Annotated in this window: 22 protein-coding genes and 1 tRNA gene; 12 read left to right on the top strand and 11 right to left on the bottom strand. The window is 54.8% G+C overall.

Annotated features, from left to right (window positions below):
- Positions 1 to 25: 25 nt before the first annotated feature.
- A complete protein-coding gene (locus AT687_RS03570; RefSeq protein ID WP_014318830.1) occupies positions 26 to 655 on the top strand; it encodes a mismatch-specific DNA-glycosylase in 630 nt (209 codons plus the stop codon).
- On the opposite strand, the gene AT687_RS03565 is transcribed toward AT687_RS03570, so the two are convergent.
- On the bottom strand, positions 652 to 5,466 hold the full coding sequence (locus tag AT687_RS03565) for an ATP-dependent helicase (protein WP_014318829.1): 4,815 nt from the start codon (positions 5,464 to 5,466) through the stop codon (positions 652 to 654). The genes AT687_RS03570 and AT687_RS03565 overlap by 4 nt on opposite strands.
- A gap of 38 nt (positions 5,467 to 5,504) precedes the next feature.
- Between AT687_RS03565 and AT687_RS03560 the strand changes: the two genes are divergently transcribed.
- The 4 genes from AT687_RS03560 to AT687_RS03545 all read left to right on the top strand — a co-directional run bounded on the left by AT687_RS03560 (position 5,505) and on the right by AT687_RS03545 (position 7,950).
- Positions 5,505 to 6,263, top strand: a complete 759-nt coding sequence (locus AT687_RS03560) for a 3'(2'),5'-bisphosphate nucleotidase CysQ (RefSeq protein ID WP_014318828.1) — start codon at positions 5,505 to 5,507, stop codon at positions 6,261 to 6,263.
- Positions 6,264 to 6,356: 93 nt separating this feature from the next.
- Entirely contained in the window at positions 6,357 to 7,169 is an 813-nt protein-coding gene (locus AT687_RS03555) for a thymidylate synthase (RefSeq protein WP_014318827.1), read from the top strand.
- Entirely contained in the window at positions 7,169 to 7,672 is a 504-nt protein-coding gene (locus tag AT687_RS03550; protein WP_014303129.1) for a dihydrofolate reductase, read from the top strand. Before AT687_RS03555 ends, AT687_RS03550 begins: the two co-directional genes overlap by 1 nt.
- A gap of 20 nt (positions 7,673 to 7,692) precedes the next feature.
- Positions 7,693 to 7,950: a mycoredoxin gene (locus AT687_RS03545; protein WP_010934589.1), complete on the top strand. Its 258-nt coding sequence runs from the start codon at positions 7,693 to 7,695 to the stop codon at positions 7,948 to 7,950.
- Between the two features lie 18 nt (positions 7,951 to 7,968).
- On the opposite strand, the gene cobF is transcribed toward AT687_RS03545, so the two are convergent.
- Positions 7,969 to 8,721 carry a precorrin-6A synthase (deacetylating) gene (cobF, locus tag AT687_RS03540; RefSeq protein WP_014318826.1) on the bottom strand — a complete coding sequence of 251 codons (753 nt, stop codon included), beginning with the start codon at positions 8,719 to 8,721 and terminating at the stop codon, positions 7,969 to 7,971.
- A 6-nt stretch (positions 8,722 to 8,727) separates the two neighbouring features.
- Entirely contained in the window at positions 8,728 to 9,003 is a 276-nt protein-coding gene (locus AT687_RS03535) for a cg0963 family protein (RefSeq protein WP_014301596.1), read from the bottom strand.
- Between the two features lie 193 nt (positions 9,004 to 9,196).
- Between AT687_RS03535 and AT687_RS03530 the strand changes: the two genes are divergently transcribed.
- A tRNA-Arg gene (locus AT687_RS03530) sits at positions 9,197 to 9,269 on the top strand.
- A gap of 405 nt (positions 9,270 to 9,674) precedes the next feature.
- On the opposite strand, the gene AT687_RS12780 is transcribed toward AT687_RS03530, so the two are convergent.
- On the bottom strand, positions 9,675 to 9,950 hold the full coding sequence (locus AT687_RS12780) for a hypothetical protein (RefSeq protein WP_014309249.1): 276 nt from the start codon (positions 9,948 to 9,950) through the stop codon (positions 9,675 to 9,677).
- Between the two features lie 332 nt (positions 9,951 to 10,282).
- Between AT687_RS12780 and AT687_RS03515 the strand changes: the two genes are divergently transcribed.
- From AT687_RS03515 to AT687_RS03500, 4 genes are all read left to right on the top strand, one after another.
- Positions 10,283 to 10,849: a Panacea domain-containing protein gene (locus tag AT687_RS03515; protein ID WP_014318824.1), complete on the top strand. Its 567-nt coding sequence runs from the start codon at positions 10,283 to 10,285 to the stop codon at positions 10,847 to 10,849.
- A gap of 44 nt (positions 10,850 to 10,893) precedes the next feature.
- A complete protein-coding gene (locus tag AT687_RS03510) occupies positions 10,894 to 11,313 on the top strand; it encodes a type II toxin-antitoxin system death-on-curing family toxin (protein WP_070794874.1) in 420 nt (139 codons plus the stop codon).
- A 259-nt stretch (positions 11,314 to 11,572) separates the two neighbouring features.
- Positions 11,573 to 12,772, top strand: coding sequence for a cation:proton antiporter (locus AT687_RS03505; protein WP_014318823.1), 1,200 nt, complete (start codon positions 11,573 to 11,575; stop codon positions 12,770 to 12,772).
- 128 nt (positions 12,773 to 12,900) lie between these two features.
- Complete coding sequence (locus AT687_RS03500) at positions 12,901 to 13,809, top strand: DUF1906 domain-containing protein (RefSeq protein ID WP_014309246.1); 909 nt, start codon at positions 12,901 to 12,903, stop codon at positions 13,807 to 13,809.
- Here the strand turns inward: AT687_RS03500 and AT687_RS03495 are convergent.
- The 5 genes from AT687_RS03495 to AT687_RS03475 form a co-directional block, all read right to left on the bottom strand.
- Positions 13,802 to 14,656 (bottom strand): hypothetical protein, encoded by an 855-nt coding sequence (locus tag AT687_RS03495; protein WP_014303121.1) that lies wholly within the window; start codon positions 14,654 to 14,656, stop codon positions 13,802 to 13,804. The two genes, AT687_RS03500 and AT687_RS03495, sit on opposite strands and share 8 nt — an antisense overlap.
- A 124-nt stretch (positions 14,657 to 14,780) precedes the next feature.
- The gene (locus AT687_RS03490) at positions 14,781 to 16,433 is read right to left on the bottom strand and encodes a solute symporter family protein (RefSeq protein WP_014318822.1); all 1,653 of its coding nucleotides are present in this window, start codon (positions 16,431 to 16,433) and stop codon (positions 14,781 to 14,783) included.
- A 3-nt stretch (positions 16,434 to 16,436) separates the two neighbouring features.
- Entirely contained in the window at positions 16,437 to 16,778 is a 342-nt protein-coding gene (locus AT687_RS03485) for a DUF485 domain-containing protein (RefSeq protein ID WP_014301583.1), read from the bottom strand.
- Between the two features lie 348 nt (positions 16,779 to 17,126).
- Positions 17,127 to 17,903: an enoyl-CoA hydratase gene (locus AT687_RS03480; protein ID WP_014318821.1), complete on the bottom strand. Its 777-nt coding sequence runs from the start codon at positions 17,901 to 17,903 to the stop codon at positions 17,127 to 17,129.
- Entirely contained in the window at positions 17,903 to 18,775 is an 873-nt protein-coding gene (locus AT687_RS03475) for an aldo/keto reductase (RefSeq protein WP_014318820.1), read from the bottom strand. The genes AT687_RS03480 and AT687_RS03475 overlap by 1 nt, the downstream gene beginning before the upstream one ends.
- A 92-nt stretch (positions 18,776 to 18,867) precedes the next feature.
- Here AT687_RS03475 and AT687_RS03470 point away from each other — a divergent pair, with 92 nt between their 5' ends.
- Positions 18,868 to 20,373, top strand: coding sequence for a carboxyl transferase domain-containing protein (locus AT687_RS03470; protein ID WP_014318819.1), 1,506 nt, complete (start codon positions 18,868 to 18,870; stop codon positions 20,371 to 20,373).
- A gap of 88 nt (positions 20,374 to 20,461) precedes the next feature.
- Here AT687_RS03470 and fkpA read toward each other — a convergent pair whose 3' ends face one another.
- Both fkpA and AT687_RS03460 read right to left on the bottom strand, forming a co-directional pair.
- Entirely contained in the window at positions 20,462 to 20,821 is a 360-nt protein-coding gene (fkpA, locus tag AT687_RS03465) for an FKBP-type peptidyl-prolyl cis-trans isomerase FkpA (protein WP_003850674.1), read from the bottom strand.
- 166 nt (positions 20,822 to 20,987) lie between these two features.
- A complete protein-coding gene (locus AT687_RS03460; RefSeq protein ID WP_041740463.1) occupies positions 20,988 to 22,286 on the bottom strand; it encodes a citrate synthase in 1,299 nt (432 codons plus the stop codon).
- A 681-nt stretch (positions 22,287 to 22,967) separates the two neighbouring features.
- Here AT687_RS03460 and serC point away from each other — a divergent pair.
- Positions 22,968 to 24,098 (top strand): phosphoserine transaminase, encoded by a 1,131-nt coding sequence (gene serC, locus AT687_RS03455; protein WP_014318817.1) that lies wholly within the window; start codon positions 22,968 to 22,970, stop codon positions 24,096 to 24,098.
- Positions 24,099 to 24,237 lie beyond the last annotated feature (139 nt).

Here is a 24,237-nt window from a genome sequence, read left to right as displayed (position 1 = left end):
GATGAGGGGGGTACAAAAGGTAGGTATGAGTACAGCGCATCCTTCCCCATTGGGCGGGGCTAAGCCTACCCGCGATCAGCTTGCACAGTTTGCCAACGCCACGGTGTCGGATCGAATTCCCAATTCCGACCTCCGATTATTAATCGTGGGCGTCAACCCAGGATTATGGACAGCCGCCGTTAACGCACCCTTCGCTCATCCAGGAAACAGATTTTGGCCCTCCCTTGACCGCGCAGGCATTGTCACCCCACGCTTTGACGTCTCCCACGGAATGAGCGATGAACAAGAAAAACACCTAGCCCACCTCGGAATCGGCATGACAAACCTCGTAGCACGAGCTACTGCCCGCGCCGACGAACTCACCACACAAGAGCTTATCGACGGCGCCCAACGCGTCATCCACCTCGCTAATGATTTGCGCCCGCGCGTAGTCGCCGTGGTGGGAATTACCGCTTATCGCGCTGGGTTTCAACACCGTAAGGCAGTGTTGGGCAAGCAGGATCCACCCCTCATTGCTGGCTGGCCCGAAGATGTTGCGTTGTGGGTTGTGCCCCAACCGAGTGGTCTTAATGCCCATGAAACAGTGGAGACTCTAGCCCAGCGCTGGCGCGACGTCTGGGACGACAGCGCACTATCTTCTCGATCTCCTCACTAGCGTCGCCCACCAGATTGGAATCCGCCTCGGCGCGGTCGTGAATGCTGCTCCTGCTGATCCTCAAGATCGCTTAGGGCTTGGCTTAGCCTGCGACCTCGCGCATGGGAAGTCGTAGCTTGCTGAGTAACGGCAGAAATCCGGATTCCTTGGGGAACGATATGGGCTCCTGCTGCACGCAAAGTCTCCGCCCATTGCGACTGAAACACCTGCTCACCATTAATTTTTTCCACCACGATGCGTTTCATCATATTGCGGCTGATGGCTTCCGAAAGCGCACTGACCACCATGGGCATGACATCTACTACCTCGATTCCGGTAGGAAGATCGAATACTGTCAACGTGCGACCGCCACGGGTGAGATGGGCGATGAGGAGGCCGTCGATAAGCACGACAATGCTGCCCGCTGCACGGGTGGGGCCCGATTCGGGCCACGGCAACGCCGCCCCGTAAGGATTCGCAGGATCAGCTGCAGCAAGAACATACACCTCAGGATCGGTGGTACCCGATGGCCAACCAGTCACATCATCGCTATCTCCGAGTCCGCGCAACCGATCGATAACCGCCGGCGTAGAAAACTGGGCAGCCCCTAACCCATCAATGAGGTAACCACGCATGGCTTTATCAGCTTCCTCAAAACGAGAAAGCACCTTATATGCCAAAGCGAACCCACCTAAAGTGTTCTCTGCAACAACGCTGCCGCGCGTGACCACCCCATAGCGATCCAACCAGGCTTCTCCGTGAGCAACAGAGCGCGCAGTGGCATCGGTATCAGCGGGGATAGTCAGCGACCACCGCCCCACCATATCGGCGGCGATCCCTGATTGGTGGGATTGCGCAAAACGCGTTCGGCCCATACGTAACCGCCCGCGGGCCGGCGTGCGCTTCGCACGATGCGCGGAACTTGCCCCACTTCCAGCGCTGAGTCGCGCACGTATCGGAGCCATGCCATCTGGGCTTATCATCCCCAGCTCAAAAAGCTCCCAGATAGCAGTGCGCACATCTGTATCGCTGCCAAGTATCTGGTCTCGGATGCTGCTTATCAAATAGCCACCACCGTTGCTGAAAATCTCAACGATTTGTTGTTGGATCGGGCTTAAAGTCTCCACGTCGGGCGCATCAATCAGCTGAGCTGCATAGTCCGTGGGGACGAGCATCACCCACGGGTCCGAGCTACCGGCACTTCCGGCACCGATAACGGCCACTTCTCCGTTGGCAGTGAGCTCATCAAGATCACTTGGTTGATAGCCACTCACCCGCTGCGGCAACACCATCGTCTCCCACGCCGATGCCGGCAGCCGCACACCGGCGAGCTGCTCTACCACCGCAAACACACCATCAGCACCGCGCAGCTGCGGTTGCTGTCCCATCGCAGCAACCTGTTGCCACTGTGGTAAAAACCGACCCAGTGCCGACTGCGATACAGGCTGGGTTTCGGCTCGCGCAGCCGCCAACGAACGCTGCCGAATGATCTTTAAAACCTCAGGAGCCACATACTCCGACTGGTCAACACCAGCCCGAAAACGCCCCATCGTCACCACACCGCTCTTGTGCAGCGTATCGACGACCCCATGTGCCACCCCAGCGGCCAACCCGAAAGCACTTTGAACATCTGCGAGTACAAACGGTCCGCGTGCCCTAGCCCAACGAGTCACCAGCTGTGCCACCGCATCAGTAATCGTATCGACCTGCGCTGGGATCCCCGGCGGAACCGGCACACCTAACGCATCCCGAAGCAACGCAGCATCATCAGCCAATGCAAGATGCGCCACCCCAGCAATACGCACCTCCATGACTCTGCGCCCGAGCTCCTGGAGCGCAGCGGGCACGTCCACCTCGGCGATCGCAGGAATCTCTGTTAGCGGAACTGGCCCTAAAACCCGAAGCGCATCAACCAACTGTTCGGCGGTGTGTGCACGCCGACGCTGCGAACGCCGCCGCACGTCTTGATCCACCTCAGCGATAATTGTCGGATCTAATAAATCTCGAAGCTCTACTGTGCCCAACAATTTGGCAAGCAGCGCTGGGTCTAAGGCCAACGCAGCTGCACGCTTTTCCGCCAGCGGGCTATCGCCCTCGTACATAAAAGCGCCCGTGTAACTAAACAAAATAGACGTAGCAAACGGACTCGGCTGCTGCGTCGTCACCTCAGCGATACGCACCTTACGCAGCTTCAATGCAGCAGCTAGCTCCACTAACGCATCAAGATCATAAACATCATGCAAACATTCCCGCGCCGTTTCCAACACAATAGGAAAACTCGGGTATTTTCGCGCCACATCCAACAACTGCGCAGCACGCTGTCGTTGTTGCCACAACGGCGCACGTTTACCTGGCGTGCGACTCGGCAACAACAACGCCCGCGCCGCACATTCCCTAAACCGCGCAGCGAAAAGCGCTGAGTTGCCCACCTGCTGGGCCACCAACTCCTCAACCGTGTCCGGATCAATTTCAAACAAATCCGCACTAGGTTCAGCATCCGACTCTGGAACCCGCAACACAATGCCATCATCCGAGGCAACCGGCTGGGCATCCATACCAGTACGCTGCGAAAATGCCGCACCAGCTACTAAAGCCCACGCAGCATTCACACCCCTGCCATACGGTGAATGAAGCACCACCCGCCAATCGCCTAATTCATCACGAAACCGTTCTAGTACCAGTGTCACCTCATCAGGTACTACTCCCGTGGCCTCTTGCTGCTGCTGAATAAACGCAACCACATTCGACCGCGCACGAACATCCAGCCCCATGCCCTCAACCACACTGGGATCAGCGACTAGGGTGCGTCGAAAAGCCCCCAACGCCTTACCCAACTCCGCCGGACGCCCCGCCTGATCCCCCGTCCAAAACGGCAACCTGCCCGTATGCCCCGGCGCAGGCGTAACCAACACCTGATCCTTATTAATCTCCTCAATACGCCAGCTCGACGCCCCCAACGTAAACACGTCCCCCACCCTGGACTCATACACCATCTCCTCATCAAGCTCACCCACCCTGCGAGGCGCACCAGATTCTCCGCTACCGACCAAAAACACACCAAACATGCCACGATCGGGAATCGTCCCACCATTAATCACCGCAGCACGCTGCGCGCCGGGGCGTGCGCTGAGAGTGCCGGTTATGCGGTCGTAGATAACCTTCGGACGAAGCTCAGCAAAATCAGTAGAGGGATACACCCCAGCGGTGAGATCAATAGCTGCATCAAAAGCCTCACGAGGAAGATCGCGATAGGGATAGGCGCGCACCACCGTTGCGTACCAATCCTCAACATCAAGATCATCCATAGCAACCGCAGCAACCGTGTGCTGAACCAGCACATCAAGGGCATTAGTAGGAACGTGGAGTTCCTCGATAAGCCCCTCGGTCATCCGGCCTACAGTGACGGTGGTTTGGACAAGATCTGCGCGATGCTTCGGATAAAACGAACCATGCGATACCGCACCCACCACGTGACCAGCACGCCCCACGCGTTGAAGCCCCGAGGCTACCGAGGGTGGCGACTCAACTTGGATGACCTTATCCACTGCACCCATGTCGATACCTAGTTCCAGTGAACTGGTCGACACCACAGCGCGCAGCGCACCTTGCTTCAGCATTTTCTCGGTAAGGGCGCGCTCGTCTTTAGACACCGAACCATGATGTGCACGGGCAATAATCGCTGTGGCTTCGCCGGCGATGTCGGTACTTTTCATCAGCTGCGCAGGTGGGCGTCGTAACGCCGGCGATAACGCCTCGGGCTGAAAACGCTGCGCGTATAGCTCATTAAGCCTGCTGGTCAGGCGCTCTGCAGTCCGCCGAGAGTTAACAAAAACCAAGGTAGAGCGGTGTTCCATCACCTCATCGAAGACATCTTGTTCAATGAACGGCCACATAGAGCCCTGAGCGGGAAGAGCGGATTCGGCAAATCCTTCCGGCTGGGTAGTCAACCCCAACGGATCGTCGATTGTGGCTTCCCCGATCTCACTTACTGGTTCGGGTGTGGGCAAATCACTCATGTCATCGACAGGAACATGCACCGCTAGCTGCCACTTCTTCTCCAACGGCGGATTGATAACCTCCACAGGGCGATCCCCGCCCAAAAACCTCGCCACTACGTCGAGGGGACGTACCGTTGCAGAAAGACCAATTCGTTGCACCGGTTGCGCAGCCAGGCGCTCAAGGCGCTCAAGACTCAAGGCCAAATGTACCCCGCGCTTTGTGCCCGCCATCGCGTGGATTTCATCCACGATCACCGTATCAACGGTGGTCAAAATAGATCGTGCTTTAGACGTCAGCATCAAATACAACGACTCCGGCGTGGTAATCAAAATATCCGGTGGGTTACGTACCTGTTTGCTGCGCTCGCTCGCCGGAGTATCTCCGGAGCGCACACCCACAGTGATATCGCTTTGATCAATACCTAAGCGAGCAGCCACCTGATTAATGCCCGTCAAAGGCGCACGCAGATTGTTTTCCACATCCACACCCAAGGCCTTCAACGGAGAAATATAAACAACCTTGACCCCCTTGGCGCGTGATGCCTCGACTTCTGCTGATCCTGCAGCCTGCCTACTGAGCAACGCCGTTTGACCCGACCCTTGAACAAGCTCGTTGAGTGCCCACAAGAAGGCAGCGAGTGTTTTACCCGAACCTGTGGGGGCTACCACTAACGCATTCTCCCCCGCCGAAATAGCCGCCCACGCTTGACGCTGCACCACCGTGGGCTGGGCAAACACATCGCTAAACCAGGTTGCTACTTGGAGAGCGAAAGTATCCGCAAAGCTGAAATCATGCGAGGAATCCATAATCACTATTAAACACGTCTCACACACAACAGATCACTCATTGATTTCCACTACACTAGGGACTTATGACTGCTCAGTTTGACGATGCAACACTTACCAAGCGACTAGCCAAAGGCACAGGCGAGATCCTCAAAGGAGTGCGCAACGTGGGTCTTCTGCGCGGACGCGAACTCGGCGAAGCCGGCGACGACCTCGCACAAAACTGGATCGCCCGCGTACTCGAGCAGCACCGCCCCGACGACGGCTTCCTCTCCGAAGAAGCAGCCGATAACCCAGAACGCCTCGGCAAAGATCGCGTATGGATTATCGACCCCCTCGATGGCACCAAAGAATTTGCCACCGGCCGCCAAGACTGGGCTGTTCACATCGCGCTTGTAGAAAACGGCGTACCCACCCACGCTGCCGTTAACCTTCCCGACCTTGGCGTGGTATTCCACTCCTCCGAGGTTCGCGCAGTAGGCGGCCCCTACGCCAAGAAGATCGCTATCTCTCACAACCGCCCACCAGCGGTAGCCACCCACATCGCGGAATCCTTAGGCTTTGCCGCAGAACCCATGGGATCCGCTGGTGCAAAGGCCATGCACGTACTGTTGGGCGACTACGATGCCTACATCCACGCAGGTGGACAGTACGAGTGGGACTCCGCGGCCCCAGTTGGCGTGAGCCTCGCCGCAGGTCTGCACTGCTCGCGTCTCGACGGCACCCCGTTGAACTACAACAACAAAGACACGTATCTTCCAGACGTACTGATCTGCCGCCCCGAGCTTGCCGACGACATCCTCACCATGGCCGCAGCTTTCCGTGAGGAAAACGGCTCCTACTAATCGTATAGTTGTCACCCAGCGGGAAACCTCTCACATTGAGCACGGAGGTTTCCCACCGGAATTTCTTTGCCCGCTATCGACTTGATTGTGAATATGAGCACCAGCAACACCATAAAAACCCCGTATGAAGACCTTCTTCGCACAATCCTTGAACAGGGCTCCCACAAAGACGACCGTACCGGCACCGGTACAACCAGCCTTTTTGGCCAACAGATGCGTTTCGATCTCTCCGAGTCATTCCCGCTCATCACCACCAAGAAGGTGTATTGGAAAGGTGTAATCGGAGAACTCCTCTGGTTCCTGCAAGGCTCCTCCAATGTTCGCTGGCTCCAAAAGCGCAACATTCACATCTGGGATGAATGGGCTTCCGAAGAAGGCGAACTGGGACCTGTTTATGGTGTTCAATGGCGCAGCTGGCCTACCCCTGATGGGCAGCATGTGGACCAGATCGCCCAAGCACTAGATATGCTCAAAAACAATCCGGACTCTAGGCGCAACATCGTCTCAGCGTGGAACGTGGCAGAGCTCAACAATATGGCGCTTCCACCGTGCCACTTGTTGTTCCAGCTTTATGTTGCCGATGGAAAGTTGAGCTGCCAGCTCTACCAGCGCAGCGCAGACATGTTCTTAGGTGTTCCGTTTAATATCGCCTCCTACTCCGCTCTCACACATATGCTCGCGCAACAAGCAGGCCTTAAGGTCGGCGAGTTCATTTGGACTGGCGGCGACTGCCATATCTACGACAATCATCGCGAGCAGGTTCTCACCCAGCTCTCACGTGAGCCTCGCCCCTACCCTCAGTTGACATTGCGGAAAGCCTCCTCGATCTTCGACTACGACTTCGACGATTTCACTATCGAGGGCTACAATCCTCACCCAGCGATTCGTGGCGAGGTAGCAGTGTAATGCTGCGCGCGATTTGGGCTCAGTCCACTGATGGGGTGATTGGCGATGGCAACGACATGCCCTGGCATGTTCCCGAAGACCTCGCCTATTTCAAGGCCACCACTTTGGGCGCACCTGTGATTATGGGTCGCACCACGTGGACTACGATCCCAGAACGCTTCCGCCCGCTGCCAGGGCGTCGTAACTTTGTGCTCTCCTCCCGAGCACCCGGCGCGTGGAGCACGGGTGCCGAGGTCGTCACTGCAATCCCCGAGCTCGACTGCGATGCATGGATCATGGGCGGCGGCGCCGTCTACACAAGCACACTTCCGCTGGTAGACGAGGTAGTGATCACGCTTATCGACGCCACCCTCGCTCCCGTACTCGGCGACGCAGCAGTATATGCACCAGCCCTCGACGATAGCTTTGAGGTTGTTGAGGAATCCCCATGGCAGCAATCTGCTTCCGGGACCGTGCTGGGTACTCCGGCCCGCTATAAGTTCCAAAGGTTGCGCAGGCGTTAAAAGCAAAGGAAGATGGTCACATGTCTGATAACAACCATGTGACCATCTACGCTGCCGACTGGTGCCCATTTTGCCAGCGCCTGATTAAGGCGCTCAACCGCACCGAAACTCCTTTTACCTTGATCGATGTTGAAGCCGACGAGGCCGCTTCTGAGTGGGTTAAGTCCGTCAACAACGGCGACCGCATCGTGCCAACCGTGAAGTACTCTGACGGCACCACTGCTACTAATCCCCCAGCTTCCGACGTTCGCAAGAAGCTAGAGGAACTAGCAGGATAGTTTTCAAATGATTCCTACCTAATCGAGCTCTCGCAGCAGGTAGGTATCCATAATCCACCCGTGCTCGGTGCGCAGCTGCTGCTTCAATTCGGCAACCTGCGCGCCGATTTCATGGACATACCCCTTGCGCAGCACTTGCTGCTCGGTGCCCAAAAACGCACCCCACCACATATAGGTGTGCTCCGTGGCAACGTCTTGCCACGCAGTTTTACCGTCCAGCATGACCACGCAGTTGCGACGATCCTTCGCCGATGTTTCGGGGAGGTTTCGGCCCGTCGTAATGTGAATGGCCTCGCCAATACGGTTGATCAAAATACCGTGCTCAGCGGTGAGAACTTGAACAGCGGTAATACCTGGGATCACCTTGACATCCGCGTGGAGATCCTCGAGGTTACGCATGTGCTCGATAATGCGCAGCGTGGAATCGTAGAGCGAAGGGTCACCCCACACTAAAAACGCCACAGCGCCGTCGTCGGGCGTGCGCTCACGGATCGTTGAGGCCAACAGATGGGCGCGCTCTGCATGCCACCGGCGCACCTCTTCCTCATAGTTGTCAGGATTGCGGTCGCGCTCCGGATCCGTAACTGCATAAATGGGGGTACCTGGCGCATGAGTATCGACAATCTTCTGACGAAGCGCCAGAAGATCGGACTTCTGCTCGCCCTTATCTAGGGCTACTATAGCTTGTGCGTGACGAAGCCCCGAGATCGCCTGAAGAGTCAGGAACTCGGGGCTTCCAGCACCAATTCCAATTACATAAATGGTGCGCATTGATTCTTAGTCTTCGTCGTCCACGTGAAGGTTATGGCGGTCAATATCAGTCAGCAACGTATTCACATTGGCAAAGTCAATGGAATTCTGCTGGTGCAAATAACGGTCACACGCAGCGGAAAGCTGCTTGGAGTCAAACTTGTTCAGAGTCAAGACACGCGTAGTCGAACCATCCTCAGCGATCTGCTCCAGAGCCAGCACCGTGGTGCCATTTTCCTCTACAACAGTCGCAGCAATCGGACGACGCTCAACATCATGAAAAATAGGTTGTTTCAAAGCCATGAGAGTACCTCCACAAGAAACTTGTAAATACAGCTTGGATAGAGTTTCCTCCAGCATAGTTGGATAACCATCGACGTGTGGCGAATCAGTTAACTTCGCTGCCCGCCAGCCCGATTCCCACCTACTCCCCTTCGTGCGGTACTCTATTTACTCAGAAAGCAATCCCGCCGCTTATCGACGAATTGTTTTTGCTGCCCTAGTAGCTCAGTGGATAGAGCACGGCTCTCCTAAAGCCGGTGTCGGAGGTTCGATTCCTCTCTGGGGCACTTTTGGGAGTTTTACATATGTGATCTGCAGTTATTTGCGAAACTCAGCGACACCAGAAAATCCCTCCGATTCACGTGCGAATCGAAGGGATTGTCGTGTTTTCGAGGATGGGAACAGCGTCTAACCCGAGCCGCGAGAGCAGGTCAGGCAAGGGCGAGGCTAGGCAGCCACAGGAGGATCGAGTCCAGACATTTCATCGAGCGTCTCGATTGAGGTAAACCGTTCACAGTCTGGCGGAACAGAGGCGGTCGCTTCTTGGGACGTGGATCCGGCAGGGAGCGCAGGAAAGCATCAATGAGTCGCGCATTGACACCGAGGCCAAAGACACCGTTCTTGAGCAACGTGTTACGCGGCTCAATCGTGTTGCGCCCACGGCGATAGATATTCGCCTACTCTTGTGTTCCCTAGGCAGGGCCAAATAGTCTACCGGGGAGATCCTTCTTCAGGACCTTACGCAGGGTTCGCGTACGCGCCTTGATAGGAACAGGGACGCCCGGAACCTTCAACGAGGCGTAGTCATTTCTCGCTGAGGAACGATACGTCACCGAGCCGTCCGCATGGACTTCCTTCTCGCGCAGCGCAAAGGCTTGTCGCGCGTCGACGATGAACTCGAGTTCTTCCTGAATAATCGCTCGGCTGTCGTAGTAGTCGACGCTAGCGTTCTTCCATTCTTGAGGCATTCTTGGGAAGAACTAGGCGCCGCAAAGGCACGGCAAGCTTCTCTGCCTTGGCTCCCAGCCGGTAAGCACGATCGCCCATGAAGTGTCCCTTGGGAACTGTCTCGCCCTCCATGATGCGCATCAGGACATCGACAGCCCTCTCAGCGATGTTGTGGCATGGTTTGTCGATGCGCTTGCCCGAGTGCTACTTCAGGTTGGGGAGGTTCCGGCAGACTGGGAGATCCTTTACCCAGGCGTGTCGCAACGCGGGGGCGGGAATCCCTTAACGTCTTTTCGAAGCACTAGACTCAAGGTAAAGTGGTGAAACCCAATACCCTCGAAAGGAGAGAACCATGATCAGCATCCACGATGTTGCAGCGCGTGTACTTGAGCTGCACCCTTCCTGCGACAAGATGAAGCTGTACAAACTGTGTTACTTCTCCCAGGGGTGGCACTTGGCATGGACAGGTCGTCCACTATTCAACGAAGAGCTACAGGCGTGGAAGTACGGGGCCGTATCTCCTACTTTGCGTCAGGCTAGCGAGCTTCGTGCCGATGATGACCGTCGAGTGACCCAAATTTGGAGCGGGGACAGTTCTCAACTCACCGATTACGAGCGGTCAGTCGTGGACACTGTTGTTTCGTTCTATGGAGATCTTGGGTCTTTTCACCTGTCCGATTTAAGCCACGGCTTCGCCTGGTCCACCGTACGAGGCGACCTTCCTCCAGACGCCTCGTGCAGCGATGTGATCCCTCACTCTCTGATCCGTCGTGAGTTTGTCGAGAATGCTTGGGGCGAAGCTCCTACGCCAAACGCTCCTGAACGCCTGCCTTCCATGGCACTTGATTCTCTCGAGCAGGCAGCCGATGACGTTGCTGCCGAAAATGCAGAGACGCTTCGACTTCTCGCTTTCATCTAGGTTCACACTTCGTGTCGGGAAATAGCGGGGCGTCACCGCAGGACATGGTGAACAAGTTGGTCTACTTATCCTGCACCTTAAATCAGGAGTGCGGGAAGCGAACAGGTCCTCACAGAGAACCTGAACCTTTTCTTGGATTCTCCGTGAGGGATCGGAGTGGGCTAGAGGGCGCGATCGCTTCAGTATTTCAATCGTCGTTTGGCGTCTTGCTGTACCCGACCATCTACGACCAAGCGGCCGCACTCCTGTTCAAGCTGGCAAACGGGCATTACTTCCAAGACGGAAACAAGCGAACAGCATTCCACCTGTGCTTAGCCTACCTACGGGCCAATAACGTTCACGTCAGTCCCCCTCGGTCTGATGACGTCATCACTTTACTTCAGACCACGGTGAGTCGCTCAGGAAGCCAAGAAAACGGGATAGCGTTCGTTAGACAAAAGCTTTTGGACTGGACCGTAGACTGAGCCTGCGATCTGGTTCGCGCTGCCTGCATCACCCCTTTTCCACCGAAGAATCGCTGTCCTAGAGGTTGTGCAAGAATCCACTTTTTCATGTTGGCACGACGCCGTGAGTAGTTCGTGCCAACTTTCACTTTTTCTTATATCTCCGACCTGCGGAAATGCCCCGCGACTCAAAAAGTTTTGGCACGAACTACTCACGGTGACGTGTCAACACGTTTTTCCATAGCAAGAAAACCTCAGAGCACCAGTATTATTCTTCCTCATGCTTCTTGATGCTGATCCGCTTGTGTCTTTTGCATGGATTATGAGTGCGGCCCTTCTTGCTCCGTTGTTGTCATACGCCACTGGGAAACGTTTACCGGCGGTGGTGTTGCTTATTTGTTTTGGCCTCGTGATCGGCCCTAATGTGCTTGGCCTAGCTTCCCTAGACGGTGGCGTTGGGCTGATTAAAGAGATCGGCCTGGGAATGCTGTTTTTGTTGGCTGGTTATGAGATTGAACCTGAAACACTACGAGGCAAAGAGGGTCGCACGGGGTTGGCTACTTGGCTGATGTGTGCTGTGTTAAGTTTCCTTGGCGCGATGAGCATTGTGGGCTTTCATAGCTCCTCCACGGCGATTGTGTTGGCGATCGCGCTGACGTCGACAGCTATTGGCACCTTGCTTCCTATTATGAAGCAGCACGATATGTTGGATACTCCTGTGGGAAGGTCGTTGTTGATCCACGGTGCTATCGGCGAGATTGCCCCGATTCTTGCGATGGCGTTGTTGTTGTCTTCGCGTTCGACGTGGCTTACCACGGCTGTGTTGTTGGCGTTTTTCTTGGTTGCCGCGGTTGTTGCGATTGTGCCGCGGACGGTGAAGTTCTTCTTGCCGTGGATGGGGCGTGCCATGGTTGATGGCGCTGGTTCGACGAATCAGACGGTGCTGCGGCTGGTGTTGCTTATGCTGGCGATTTTGATGGCCGTTGCCGCGGTGTTTGAGCTGGATGTTGTGCTGGGTGCGTTTGCGGCTGGGTTTATTTTGCGCCAGATGGTTCCGGAAAAATATCGCACTCCTTTAGAGCAGCGGCTCGATATTGTGGGCTATAGCTTGTTTATTCCGGTGTTCTTTGTATGTTCCGGCATGGCGATTAATCCGCAGGCGGTTGCTGAGAAGCCGTGGTTGTTGGTGGCGCTGGTGCCGCTGTTTTATGTCACTCGTGGATTGCCGATTTTCCTTCGCGAAATGTTCTTTTCTACCGGTTCTGAGGTGTCTGGTTGGAAGGAAAGTTTGCAGTTATCGTTGTATGCGGCGACAGCGCTTCCGATTATCGTGGCGGTGACTGAGGTGGCTACGCATTCGAAGCTGTTGAGTGCGGATAATGCTTCTATTTTGGTTGCGGCGGGTTCTGTGACGGTGTTGCTGTTTCCGCTTATTGGCAATTTGATTACGCAGGGGCGTCGTATTGCTGCGAGGGGTTAGATTGCGCAGAATGTAGTCTCGATTTTCCACGTCACTACTGTTACTATTGTGACTTGAAATATATTCCGAGGCTTATATTGACTCATGAGTCACGTGAGCCTCTCCCTTTCTCAAGGATCACACATCTCATGAACCATTCCATCTCCCGTAGGAGTTTCCTCACGGGGGCAGTTGCCGCGATCGGCGGAACCGCCCTCGCCGTCGCCACCGCTGGCACCGCACACGCAGCCCCTGGCCCTATCCGCGGCACTGTTATCGACTTCGCCGCTGGCGTCCCCTCCGCACAAGGCATCAAAAATGCTGGTCATTTGGGTTCGGTGCGCTATGTTTCGCGTCGCCGCCCAGGCACGGAATCGTGGATGACGGGCAAGCCAGTCACAGCTACGGAAACTCATGCAGCTGGTGCCGCTGGTTTGCTCACGGCGTCGGTGTATCAGTTTGGTAAGGATGCGACTGCCGATTGGAAGCAGGGCGCTGCGGGTGCTGCGGTGCATGTTCCGCAAGCGATTGCGTTGCATGTTGCTGCAGGTGGCCCTACTCGCCGCCCGATTTACATGGCAATTGATGACAATCCCACGCGCCAGCAGTATGACGCACAGATTCGTCCTTATCTTCAGGCTAGTGCTGCCGCGTTGAATGCCGCCGGTTACCAGCTGGGCATTTACGGTAACTACAACGTGATCGATTGGGCGATTGCCGACGGCCTCGGCGAGTTCTTCTGGCAGCACGATTGGGGTTCTCAAGGCCGCATCCACCCACGGACCACTATTCATCAAAAGGCCGGTTACCAGCGGGTTATCGATGGCGTCACGGTAGATGTGAACAATGTCTACGCCTCGGATTGGGGTCAGTGGCTCCCAGGCGTAACCCAGCCGGCAGCCCCAACTCATGTTCCAGCGCCAGTGCCAGGACCTGCTCCGGTGCCGCTATCGGATCCTTCTGTTGTTCAAAACCTGCAGCAGAATCTGCCACCGCTGCCAGCGGGTATGCCTCCGGTGGATCAGATCATCCGCGATATCTCTAAACTGTCTAGCTAGCAGAGGTACGAACGTGGCCTGAAAGCTGCGTTTTTACTAGTTGAGTAAGGTCGTCGGCGGATCCCATGCTGGAAACCGCCACGACAAAGTCCTCACCGAAGCTGACCGATGAGTGCAGTTCACCATCGGTGGACCAACCAAATTTACTGCCCTGCACCCCTGGCAAAATGGCGGTTCCGAAGTCTTGATCGGTGCCGTCGGCGGCTTTGGGGGCAACGTTGCGCATGGCCTCTAACACTGGGGAATCTGGGTCCGTGCGCAGCAAAGAGACGATGAAGTGTACAACGTCGTATGTGGACGTGTAGGAGTATCCCCAGCGCCCGTAGGTCTGGGTAGCCTCAAGCTGGTATTTCTTGGCAACGGAGTCGATGCAGTTGGGGTAGGCGTCGAAAAGCTTGTCGGCGATGTCATCGTCTGATTTCCGAATCATCTCGACTGCTTGTTCTTTTTCTTTTTGTGTTCCGTGATCGAACACATAATCCGCAATGTATAGCTTGCTCAGGCTTAACGACGCCCGCGCTAGCCGTTCCGCGCCTGATCCTAGGTGAGCCCCAGTCCTTAAATCAACGTAGGTGATCTGAGTGTGCTCCCACGCCTGTTCCACCTCATCGGTTTTCAACGGCGTGGTGTCTTCGAATGTGGATAGTGCGATCTGATCGATTGGCCTGTGATGCACAACGGGTGAAGTCGATTGCGAGGAAGAAAGATCTTGGGAATCCCCTCCGGCAACAAAAGGAAGTGCTATCACGCCGAGTGCAGATACCACCAGAGGTAACGCCTTCCATCTCGGCAAATAGGGGGCGGAATAGTCAAAGGACTGCTGCCCCCTATCACTGCCATAATTCATATGCTCATAATAATGTCCGGGGCGGAATAATCCACGCCGGACACCACCAGATTTCCCCGAACACCGTGACAAGCTCTGGTGTGTACTCGTCACGGTAGCTTTAGTGGGATTGTCTTATCGGGATCTAGTGATCCACTGGAGCCTCAACGCCTACTCCGGTAAGCGAACGGACTTCCATTTCTGCTTGTAGATGATCGAGGTTATCTGGACGACCAAGGTAGGTGCCCACAATTCCGGCAATGAAAGCCAGCGGAATGGATACCAAGCTGGGGCTCGATAATGGGAACCATGCGAAGTCTGCACCCAAAATCATCGAGGTTTCGGACCCAGATACTGCAGGCGAGAAGATGATGAGCACCAGTGCGGAGATCAAACCGGTGTAAATAGAGGCCACAGCGCCTGTGGTGTTAAACCGCTTCCAATACAGCGAGTACAAGATGGTCGGCAAGTTAGCCGAGGCAGCAATGGCGAAGGCAAGCGAGACGAGGAAGGCTACATTTTGTTCCATCGCAAGGATTCCCAAAATGATGGCCGCTACACCGATGGCTACCACTGTGATACGAGAGACGCGGACCTGCTCTTCCTCGGTGGATTTGCCGTCACGGAGCACTGCATCATAAAGATCGTGTGCAATAGACGCGGAGGCGGTAATGGCAAGACCTGCTACCACAGCGAGCACCGTAGCAAAGGCTACTGCGGAAATCAGTGCCATAAAGACGGGACCTGCGAGTTCAAGTGCCAGCAGCGGTGCTGCAGCATTAGCAGTTCCTGGGGCTTTCATAATGCGGTCTGGGCCAACTAGAGCTGCTGCACCGAAGCCCAAAACGAGGGTCATCAGGTAGAAAGAGCCAATCAAGATGATGGCCCACACCACCGAGCGGCGCGCCTCTTTAGCTGTAGGAACGGTGTAGAAGCGCATGAGCACGTGTGGCAAACCGGCAGTACCGAGAACCAGTGCAATACCGAGCGAGAGGAAGTCCAGTTTCGACGTTTCCGACTTTCCGTACTTTAGGCCTGGCTCCAAAATCTGGGAAGCCTCATAGCCCTTCTTTGCCAAGTAATCCGACTGGGAGTGCGTGTGCACGGCAGCGTCGAAAAGCTGGCTGAAACCACCTTTGACCGAGAAGAACACGAGGATCGTCATGCTGGTCACACCACCAACAAGAAGCACGGCCTTGATCATCTGCACATACGTTGTGCCCTTCATACCACCGATGAGCACGTAGACGATCATGATGACGCCCACCACAGCAACAACGATTGCTTGAGCCGAGTGATCATGAAGATCGAGCAGCACCGACACCAGCGAACCCGCACCAGCCATTTGAGCAATGAGGTAGAACAAGGAAACAAATAGAGTGCCAAACGCCGCCGCCACGCGAACTGGCTTTTGCTTGAGACGGAATGACAGCACATCTGCCATGGTGAATCGACCAACGTTACGCAGTGGTTCAGCCACTAGGAGTAGCGCTACGAGCCACGCAACGAAGAATCCTATGAAGTACAAGAATCCGTCGTAGCCACTGAGAGCAATAGCACCAACAATGCCCAAAAATGATGCTGCCGAAAGGTAGTCGCCCGCGATAGCAAGGCCATTTTGTTTTCCGGAGAAGGATCCACCACCGGTGTAAAAATCCGATGCTTCGTTGGTGGATTTTCCAGCGCGAAGAACCACAGCCATCGTGATCATGATAAAGGCAATGAACACAATGATGTTCAGTACTGGGTTGCCGGCAGCAGAGCCTGGGGCATCAGCTGCCAAAGTATAAATGTTCATTGCTTATCCTTCCATGGACTCGCGGATCGCCGCTGCGCGTGGCTCGATGTTTTTGTTGGCAAATTTGATGTAGACCCACGTAATAATGAATGTGGTAACAAACTGAGCAACCCCGAGGACGACTCCCACATTCACGGAGCCCACTACTGCCTTACCCATGAGATCAGGCACATAGGTGGCAGTGATCACAAAAACCAAGTACCACACGAAGAAGACGATACTCATGGGAAAAGTGAAGGATCGATACGTTCGTTTGAGATCAACAAACTGTGGACTTGCCTGCATTGCGCGGAATTCCTCGCTGGAGGGTTCCCGCCGCTGCATGGGGGTTACTGGGGCATTCATAATTGTTAATGCTCCTTTTGCTGTCTAGTTGTTCGGGGAATTGTCACGAGGTGACTCAAACCTGCAGAACGGCACCCATCCATTCATGTGTGCTGCACCACAAATCTTTAACAGTGAAAGTTACCCAAGTCACAAAAATTCCGATAGTGAAGAATGTCCTTTTCTCCTTTCACAATCATTTACTTACCCCCAGACAGCCAGTGAACTGCCACAATATCCGCTCCCATTCCACCCCCAACACACTCATCCAGAGACTTTTGCAAAGTTTGTTAATGCCCCCTACACAATAAAAAATGACCTCATCACAAGGAAAACCCTTGCAAAGAGGCCACCACAGTCCTAGCAGAATCAGCGACCAGTAAACACCGGATCTCGCTTTTGTTTTCGAGCCAGCTGCCCTTCGCGAGCATCCGTACTAGCCCAACATTGGGCAAAAAGATCACGAGATTCCCCAACAAGCGCATATTCAAAATCAGCACTGTTGAGCGCGGATTTAAGTTGCCGCAGCGCCAAGGGTGCCATTCCAGCAATACGATGAGCATAGGCAATCGCAGAATCGGAATCAGCGATCTCCAGCGCAAAACCAGTTGCCACCGCCTGCGGTGCCGATAGCGTTGCGCCGCCCAAGAAAATTGATCGCGCCCAACCACCGCCCAGCAAACACTGTGCCCTATTAATAGTCCATCCGTCGAGCGCGAACCCAAGAGACGCCGCCGGCACCTTAAACCATGCAGCATGATGAACCAAACGCAGGTCGCAGCTCAATGCCAGCTGCATGCCAGCGCCAACAGCTGGTCCTTGAATATCAGCAATAACTGGGACTCCACAGGAAACAACCGATTCCAACATGCGCGTAAGAGAGTCATGGAAATCCGACTGCGTTACCTCAGCCGCATCATCACTTTGGGTGGTACTGCCCAAATCTGCTCCGGCACAAAAGATCGTACCAACAGAACGGATGAGCACGGCGCGAATAGCTGCAGTGTCACGCGCCTGCTCATCTGCATTATTAAGAGCAGATGTAATATCATCGCACATCTGTGCAGAAAGTGCGTTGCGAGCCTCGTGTCTATTTACGGTGACACACATCAGGTGGCCGTCGATACGCACCTCTACCTGCGCCACTACTCCACCTCGCCTGGGAAGTCGTGCGGATCAACAAACAGCCGACCACCTTGCTCGTCGAGCGATGTAATGCTGTTCATGTCCTCCGTGTTGAGCTCAAAATCGAAAATGTCGAGGTTCTCACGCTGCCGCTGAGGGTTCGCCGATTTAGGCACCACAGAGCAACCCAACTGATGAATCCACCGCAACGTCACCTGCGCCGGCGTTTTCTCATAACACTGCGCGATCAACGTAATAGCCTCCGCGTTCAGCGAATCACCCCGTCCCAAAGGCGACCATGCCTCCGTAACCACTCCCAGTTCACGGTCCACGGTGCGCTGCTCGGCTTGAGAAAAACCAGGATGCAATTCCACCTGATTCAACACAGGCGCAATACCAGTCTCCGCGACGATCTCGCGCAGAACTTCAGGATAGAAATTAGCTACCGCAACCGACTGCAGCTGCCCCAACCCCTGAATCTTTGCCAATGCTGCAAAGGATTCTACGTAGAGCCCCTTTTGCGGCCACGGCCAATGCACCATGCAGCAATCGATGTAATCTAGGCCAAGCCGCTGGAGGGATTCTTGGAACGAGCGCTGCGTGAGCTGGTCCCCGTGCATGTCATTCCACACCTTGGTGGTGATAAAAAGCTCGTCACGAGCTACCTCGCCTGCAGTGATCGCGTCAGCCACCGCACGGCCTACCTCCTCTTCGTTCTTATACAAAGAAGCAGTATCAATATGGCGATACCCCACCTCGATGGCGCTACGCACTGCCCTATAGGCATCTTGTTCACGCAACTTATATGTACCAAAACCAATCGCGGGCATTTCCGTACCATCATTGAGCGTGATGGTGGGAATGATGTTCTCGTGTTGTTTCATGGTCACCATTCAACACCGATAATCCACCCTATGCACCCCCTATTGGCAAATTTTTGCACAATTTCTGCACCAACCACTCGTGTTCTTTATAGGGTGGTGCCATGACCCGAACGACCGCACACGAGCTCATAGCCCAGGTTCTCGACACCGATTCTTTTCATAGTTGGGATACCGCACCGGTCTATGGGGATATCTCAGAAAGTTACCAACAATTCCTTGCCAAGGCCCGCGAAAAATCAGGGGTAGACGAATCCGTAATCACAGGTGAGGGCACTATTTATGGCCACCGCGTTGCCGTGGTCCTCAGCGAATTCAACTTCCTCGGTGGCTCTATCGGAGCCGCTACCGCCCGACGCATCATTGCAGCAATTCACAAAGCAACTGAACAGCGCCTACCGCTCCTTATTTCGCCTTCTTCAGGCGGTACTCGTATGCAGGAAGGCACCCCCGCTTTTGCCCTCATGGTATCCATCACCACCGCCGTGTACCGACACAAAGACGCACACCTGCCCTACTTGGTGTATCTTCGCAATCCCACGACTGGTGGCGTTATGGCTTCTTGGGGGTCTGCGGGCCACTTCACTTTCGCTGAACCCGATGCATTATTGGGTTTTCTGGGTCCGCGCGTCGTTGAGCTCACCACTGGCCGCCCGCTTACCCAAGGTGTGCAGTCGGGTGAAAATCTGGCCGAAAAAGGAGTCATCGACGGCGTTATTTCCCCACGGGAGCTACGCGCGTCGCTGAAAAAGATTGTCGAGGTCATTCTGAGCCCCGCAGACGTGACCGCAACACCCCACAGCGACCCCTGCCAAATCGATTCTGATCGCCACAGCGTATGGGAGTCGATTGAGACTACTCGGCATATTGATCGACCCGGCGCGCGCAGCATCATGCATGCCATCGGTCGCGATAATTATGTTCAGCTTTTTGGCAGTGGCGACGGCCGACGCTCCCCCGCTGTGATTGTGGCCGTGGCCCGTCTTGCGGGGCGCAGTGCTGTGATTATTGCTCAGGATCGTCATGCGCAGCCCCCTCATGCCACCACGGAGCTTGGCACTGAGGCATTACGCTGCGCTCGGCGCGGCATTCTACTTGCCCATGAGCTGCAGCTTCCGTTGATTTCTATTATCGATACTCCGGGTGCTGAGCTCAGCGACTATGCCGAAGAGCATGGTTTGGCAGGTTCGATTGCTCGTACTCTCAGTGAGCTTGTGTCGGTAGATGTTCCGACGCTGTCTCTCATTTTGGGCCAAGGCTGTGGCGGGGGTGCTTTGGCTATGCTTCCGGCGGACAAGGTTCTTGCGACTTCTCATGCATGGTTGAGCCCTCTTCCTCCAGAGGGTGCCTCTGCGATTATTTATCGCGATACGTCCCATGCGGCACAAATGATGGAGGAACAGCAAGTTTCGGCGGTAACACTCAAAGAGGTTGGCATTATCGACGCCATTATCGACGAACCTGTCGCTGCGCATCAGCATCCTGACGCTTTTGCAACTTGTGTGCTTGAGAAGATTACTGTGGCTCTCGCCGAACTGGATGATTCTCCCGCGGTGGGACGCGAGTCCCGTTTACAGCGCTACGAAAAGCTCGCCCACACATTGATCTAACGGTGTGACGGTGATTTGATATGCATAACGCCCGTAGATCGCGAATTTGTCTACGGGCGTTATTGTTGCTTCTTACTGTTGTGTGCGATTAGCCGACGTTGAGAAGGTCAATCACGAACACGAGGGTGCGACCGGACAGTGGGTGTCCGCCACCGGCAGGACCGTAGGCTGCCTCTGGTGGAATGGTGAGCTGGCGGCGACCGCCAACCTTCATGCCTGGGATGCCTTCTTGCCAACCAGCGATGAGGCCAGACAATGGGAACTCGATGCTTTGGCCGCGGTCCCAAGAGGAGTCGAACTCTTGGCCGTTTTCAAAGTCGACGCCTACGTAGTGAACCTCTACAAGGCCACCTGGCTGTGCTTCTGCACCATCGCCCTCAATGAGGTCGACGATAACGATGTCTTCTGGGGCTGGTCCTTCGGGAACCTGGATCTGGGGCTTTTCCATGGATCTCTAACTCCTTGGATCGATGTACAAATTGCTCGGAATATTAACGTGTGAACTCGGCTGCGGATCGCCGCCGAGGAGGTGTATCAACACAGCGAAAACCGAGCGCGTGGATAACAGTGTACTGAAAATCCACTCGCTCGGTCGAAATTAGCAGGTCATCAACTTAACGCTGCTCGCGTGGAGTGACCTTTCGCAAGGTTTCTCCGGTGTAAATCTGACGTGGGCGGTTGATCTTGGTGGTGGTTGCCAACTGCTCGCGGTACTGAGCGATCCAGCCTGGCAGACGACCGATGGCAAAGAGGACGGTGAAGAAGTCCGTGGGGAATCCCATTGCGCGGTAGATCAAGCCGGTGTAGAAGTCGACGTTCGGGTACAGCTTGCGCGATACGAAGTAGTCATCGCTCAGTGCGATCTCTTCGAGCTTCATGGCAAGATCCAAAAGTTCGTCGCCACCGAGGTGTTCGAGGATCTCGTGTGCGGTTTCCTTCACGATGGCTGCGCGTGGGTCGTAGTTCTTGTACACGCGGTGGCCGAATCCCATCAGGCGAACGCCTTTTTCCTTGTTCTTCACGCGGTTCATAAAGTCGGTAGCGTCGCCGCCGTTGGCCTTGATCTCTTCGAGCATTTCCAAAACGGCCTGGTTTGCGCCACCGTGCAGTGGGCCGGAAAGGGCGTTGAAGCCACCAGCAACAGCAACAAACATGTTAGCCTGCGCGGAGCCGATCATGCGGACGGTGGAGGTTGAGCAGTTTTGCTCGTGGTCTGCGTGCAGAATGAGCAGCTTATCCAGTGCCTTTGCTACTACTGGGTCAACCTCGTATGGCTCGGTTGGGTAACCGAACATCATGCGCAGGAAGTTCTCACGAGCATTCAAGGAGTTGTCTGGGTACATGTATGGTGCACCCTTGGATGCGCGGTATGCGTAAGCCGCGAGCATTGGGACCTTAGCCAGCAGGCGAACGGTTGCCTTGTCTAGCTGCTCCTCATCGAGTGGGTTGAGCTGATCTTGGTAGTAGGTGGACAAGATGTTCACGGAGGAAGCCAGCACGGACATTGGGTGTGCGTCACGTGGGAAGATGTTGAACTGGCTCTTAAAGTCCTCGTCCAGCAGGGTGTGGTGACGGATTTCGTTGTTGAACTTGTGGAGTTCATCAACGGTTGGCAGGTGGCCTTTAATCAGAAGGTAGGAGACTTCGTTGAAGGTTGCGTTTTCCGCTAGATCCGCGATGTCATAGCCGCGGTGGCGCAGGATGCCGTTGTCGCCGTCAATGTAGGTGATCTTCGATTCAGTAGAACCGGTGCTTACATAGCCGGGGTCAAAAGTGACCATGCCGGTTTGGGACAGCAATTTATCCAGTACAACACCATCGTTGCCCTCGGTTGCATGGATGATATCCATCTCATACTCGCCACCAGGGTAGTGAAGAACCGCCTTATCCTTGTTTTCAGTAGCCACAAGCATCCCTTTCAATTTGTTTTTCCGTGCACTTTTGCACTGTTGTGTGAAAGTGCACTGTTGAGATCCAAGACTGCAGTGTTACTCGCCTTCTGCCTTAGGTTAGCCAGCTCACTGCTGATCCGTCACCTAAAACCACATACGGAAACACCCCCATAAAGGGGAAGCATTCCTGCCATGTCACCACAAAGGTGATCCGCGGAGACTTGCAGGGCAATAGCCCACCTTGGAATCTAATGACACTTTTTAATTTTGGCCCCTCACCTTGCCGGTCACCCATGAGGGTAAGGGTGTGCTCACCATTCATACACCTTTATTCGCTGTTGCGAAACTATGATGTCGCCGCTTTTGCTAAAAATTGGGCACGAATGCATGGAACACTGCACAGTGTAACAAAATCTGTGGCATACATAACATTAGTTTGAAAACGAACATAAAATCAGCGTTGCTACCTGTGGAAACATGACAGTCCCACCCACGCAACTTTGCATACGATCCCCCCATTTTTGCAACAAAATCGCCTATTTCTACTGTTCAGCAGGTGATGTCACAGCAGAGGCTTCCAACTATGCAAGCATTCGGTACTATTCCACCTCATGGGCGGCACTGCCACCCCACTGATGCGGACAAATCTTTTGAGTCCTTATCCCTTTTTGTGCGTTGTCCTACAACGAGAAAGCGTGACACATGAGCGAGTACCCTACTCTTCCCAGTACCCTGATCCCCGCCGATCCGCGCTTTGGATGTGGCCCATCTAAAGTTCGCCCAGCACAACTGAACGCCATCGTTAATGCTGGCGCAGATGTTATCGGCACTTCTCATCGTCAGCCAGCTGTGAAGAACATTGTTGGAAGTATCCGAGAGGGGCTTTCTTCCCTGTTCTCGTTGCCAGATGGCTACGAGATCGTACTTTCTTTGGGTGGCGCCACCGCTTTCTGGGATGCAGCAACCTTCGGCTTAATTGAGAAGAAGTCCGGACACCTCACTTTTGGCGAGTTCTCCAGCAAGTTTGCAAAAGCCTCTGCGCAAGCACCGTGGTTGGACGAACCTACGATTATTTCCGCCGAGCCAGGCGATACACCTACCCCTGTGGCTATGGAGGGCTGCGACGTTATCGCGTGGGCACACAACGAGACGTCGACAGGCGCTATGGTTCCCGTTATTCGTCCAGAAAATTCTGATGGCCAGCTCGTAGCTATCGACGCCACCTCTGGTGCCGGCGGACTGCCCGTGGATATGCACAATGCCGATGTTTATTACTTCTCTCCTCAGAAGTGCTTTGCCTCCGATGGTGGTTTGTGGCTTGCAGCGATGAGCCCTGCAGCGTTGGAGCGTATTGAGAAGATCAATGCTTCGGACCGTTTCATTCCGGCATTCCTCAACCTCCAGACTGCTGTGGACAATTCCCGTAAGAACCAGACCTACAACACCCCTGCTGTAGGCACGCTTTTGATGCTGGAAAACCAAGTGGAGTGGATGAACGCCAATGGTGGCCTTGATGCCATGGTTGAACGCACCACCGCTAATTCTTCCGCATTGTACGAATGGGCAGAAAAGCGCGCTGAAACAACTCCTTATGTAACCGATCCTGCGAAGCGTTCTCTGGTCGTGGGCACTATTGACTTTGATGATTCCATTGATGCCGCTGCGCTAGCTAAGGTGCTACGCGCCAACGGAATCCTCGACGTAGAGCCTTATCGCAAGCTAGGCCGCAACCAGCTGCGTATCGGTATGTTCCCTGCCATCGATACCGCCGATGTGGAAACACTGACCGCCGCCATCGACTACGTCCTCGACAACGGTTTCGCCCAAGCGTAATTCCTATCCGTTTCTTTTCCCCTTAGCTCAGACGATGCCACTTTTATGGTTGCCGCTGAGCTAAGGGATATTTTGTCAGTTCGGCAATTTCTTTCGGCACGCTACCTCGTCGTAGAACCCGCAACGCCTTGGGCTGCGT

Origin of the sequence: Corynebacterium diphtheriae (genome assembly GCF_001457455.1) — a bacterium.
Classification (GTDB): Bacteria; Actinomycetota; Actinomycetes; order Mycobacteriales; family Mycobacteriaceae; genus Corynebacterium; species Corynebacterium diphtheriae.
Note: the sequence above shows the minus strand (reverse complement) of the source record. Positions and strands in the feature narration are given on the sequence as shown.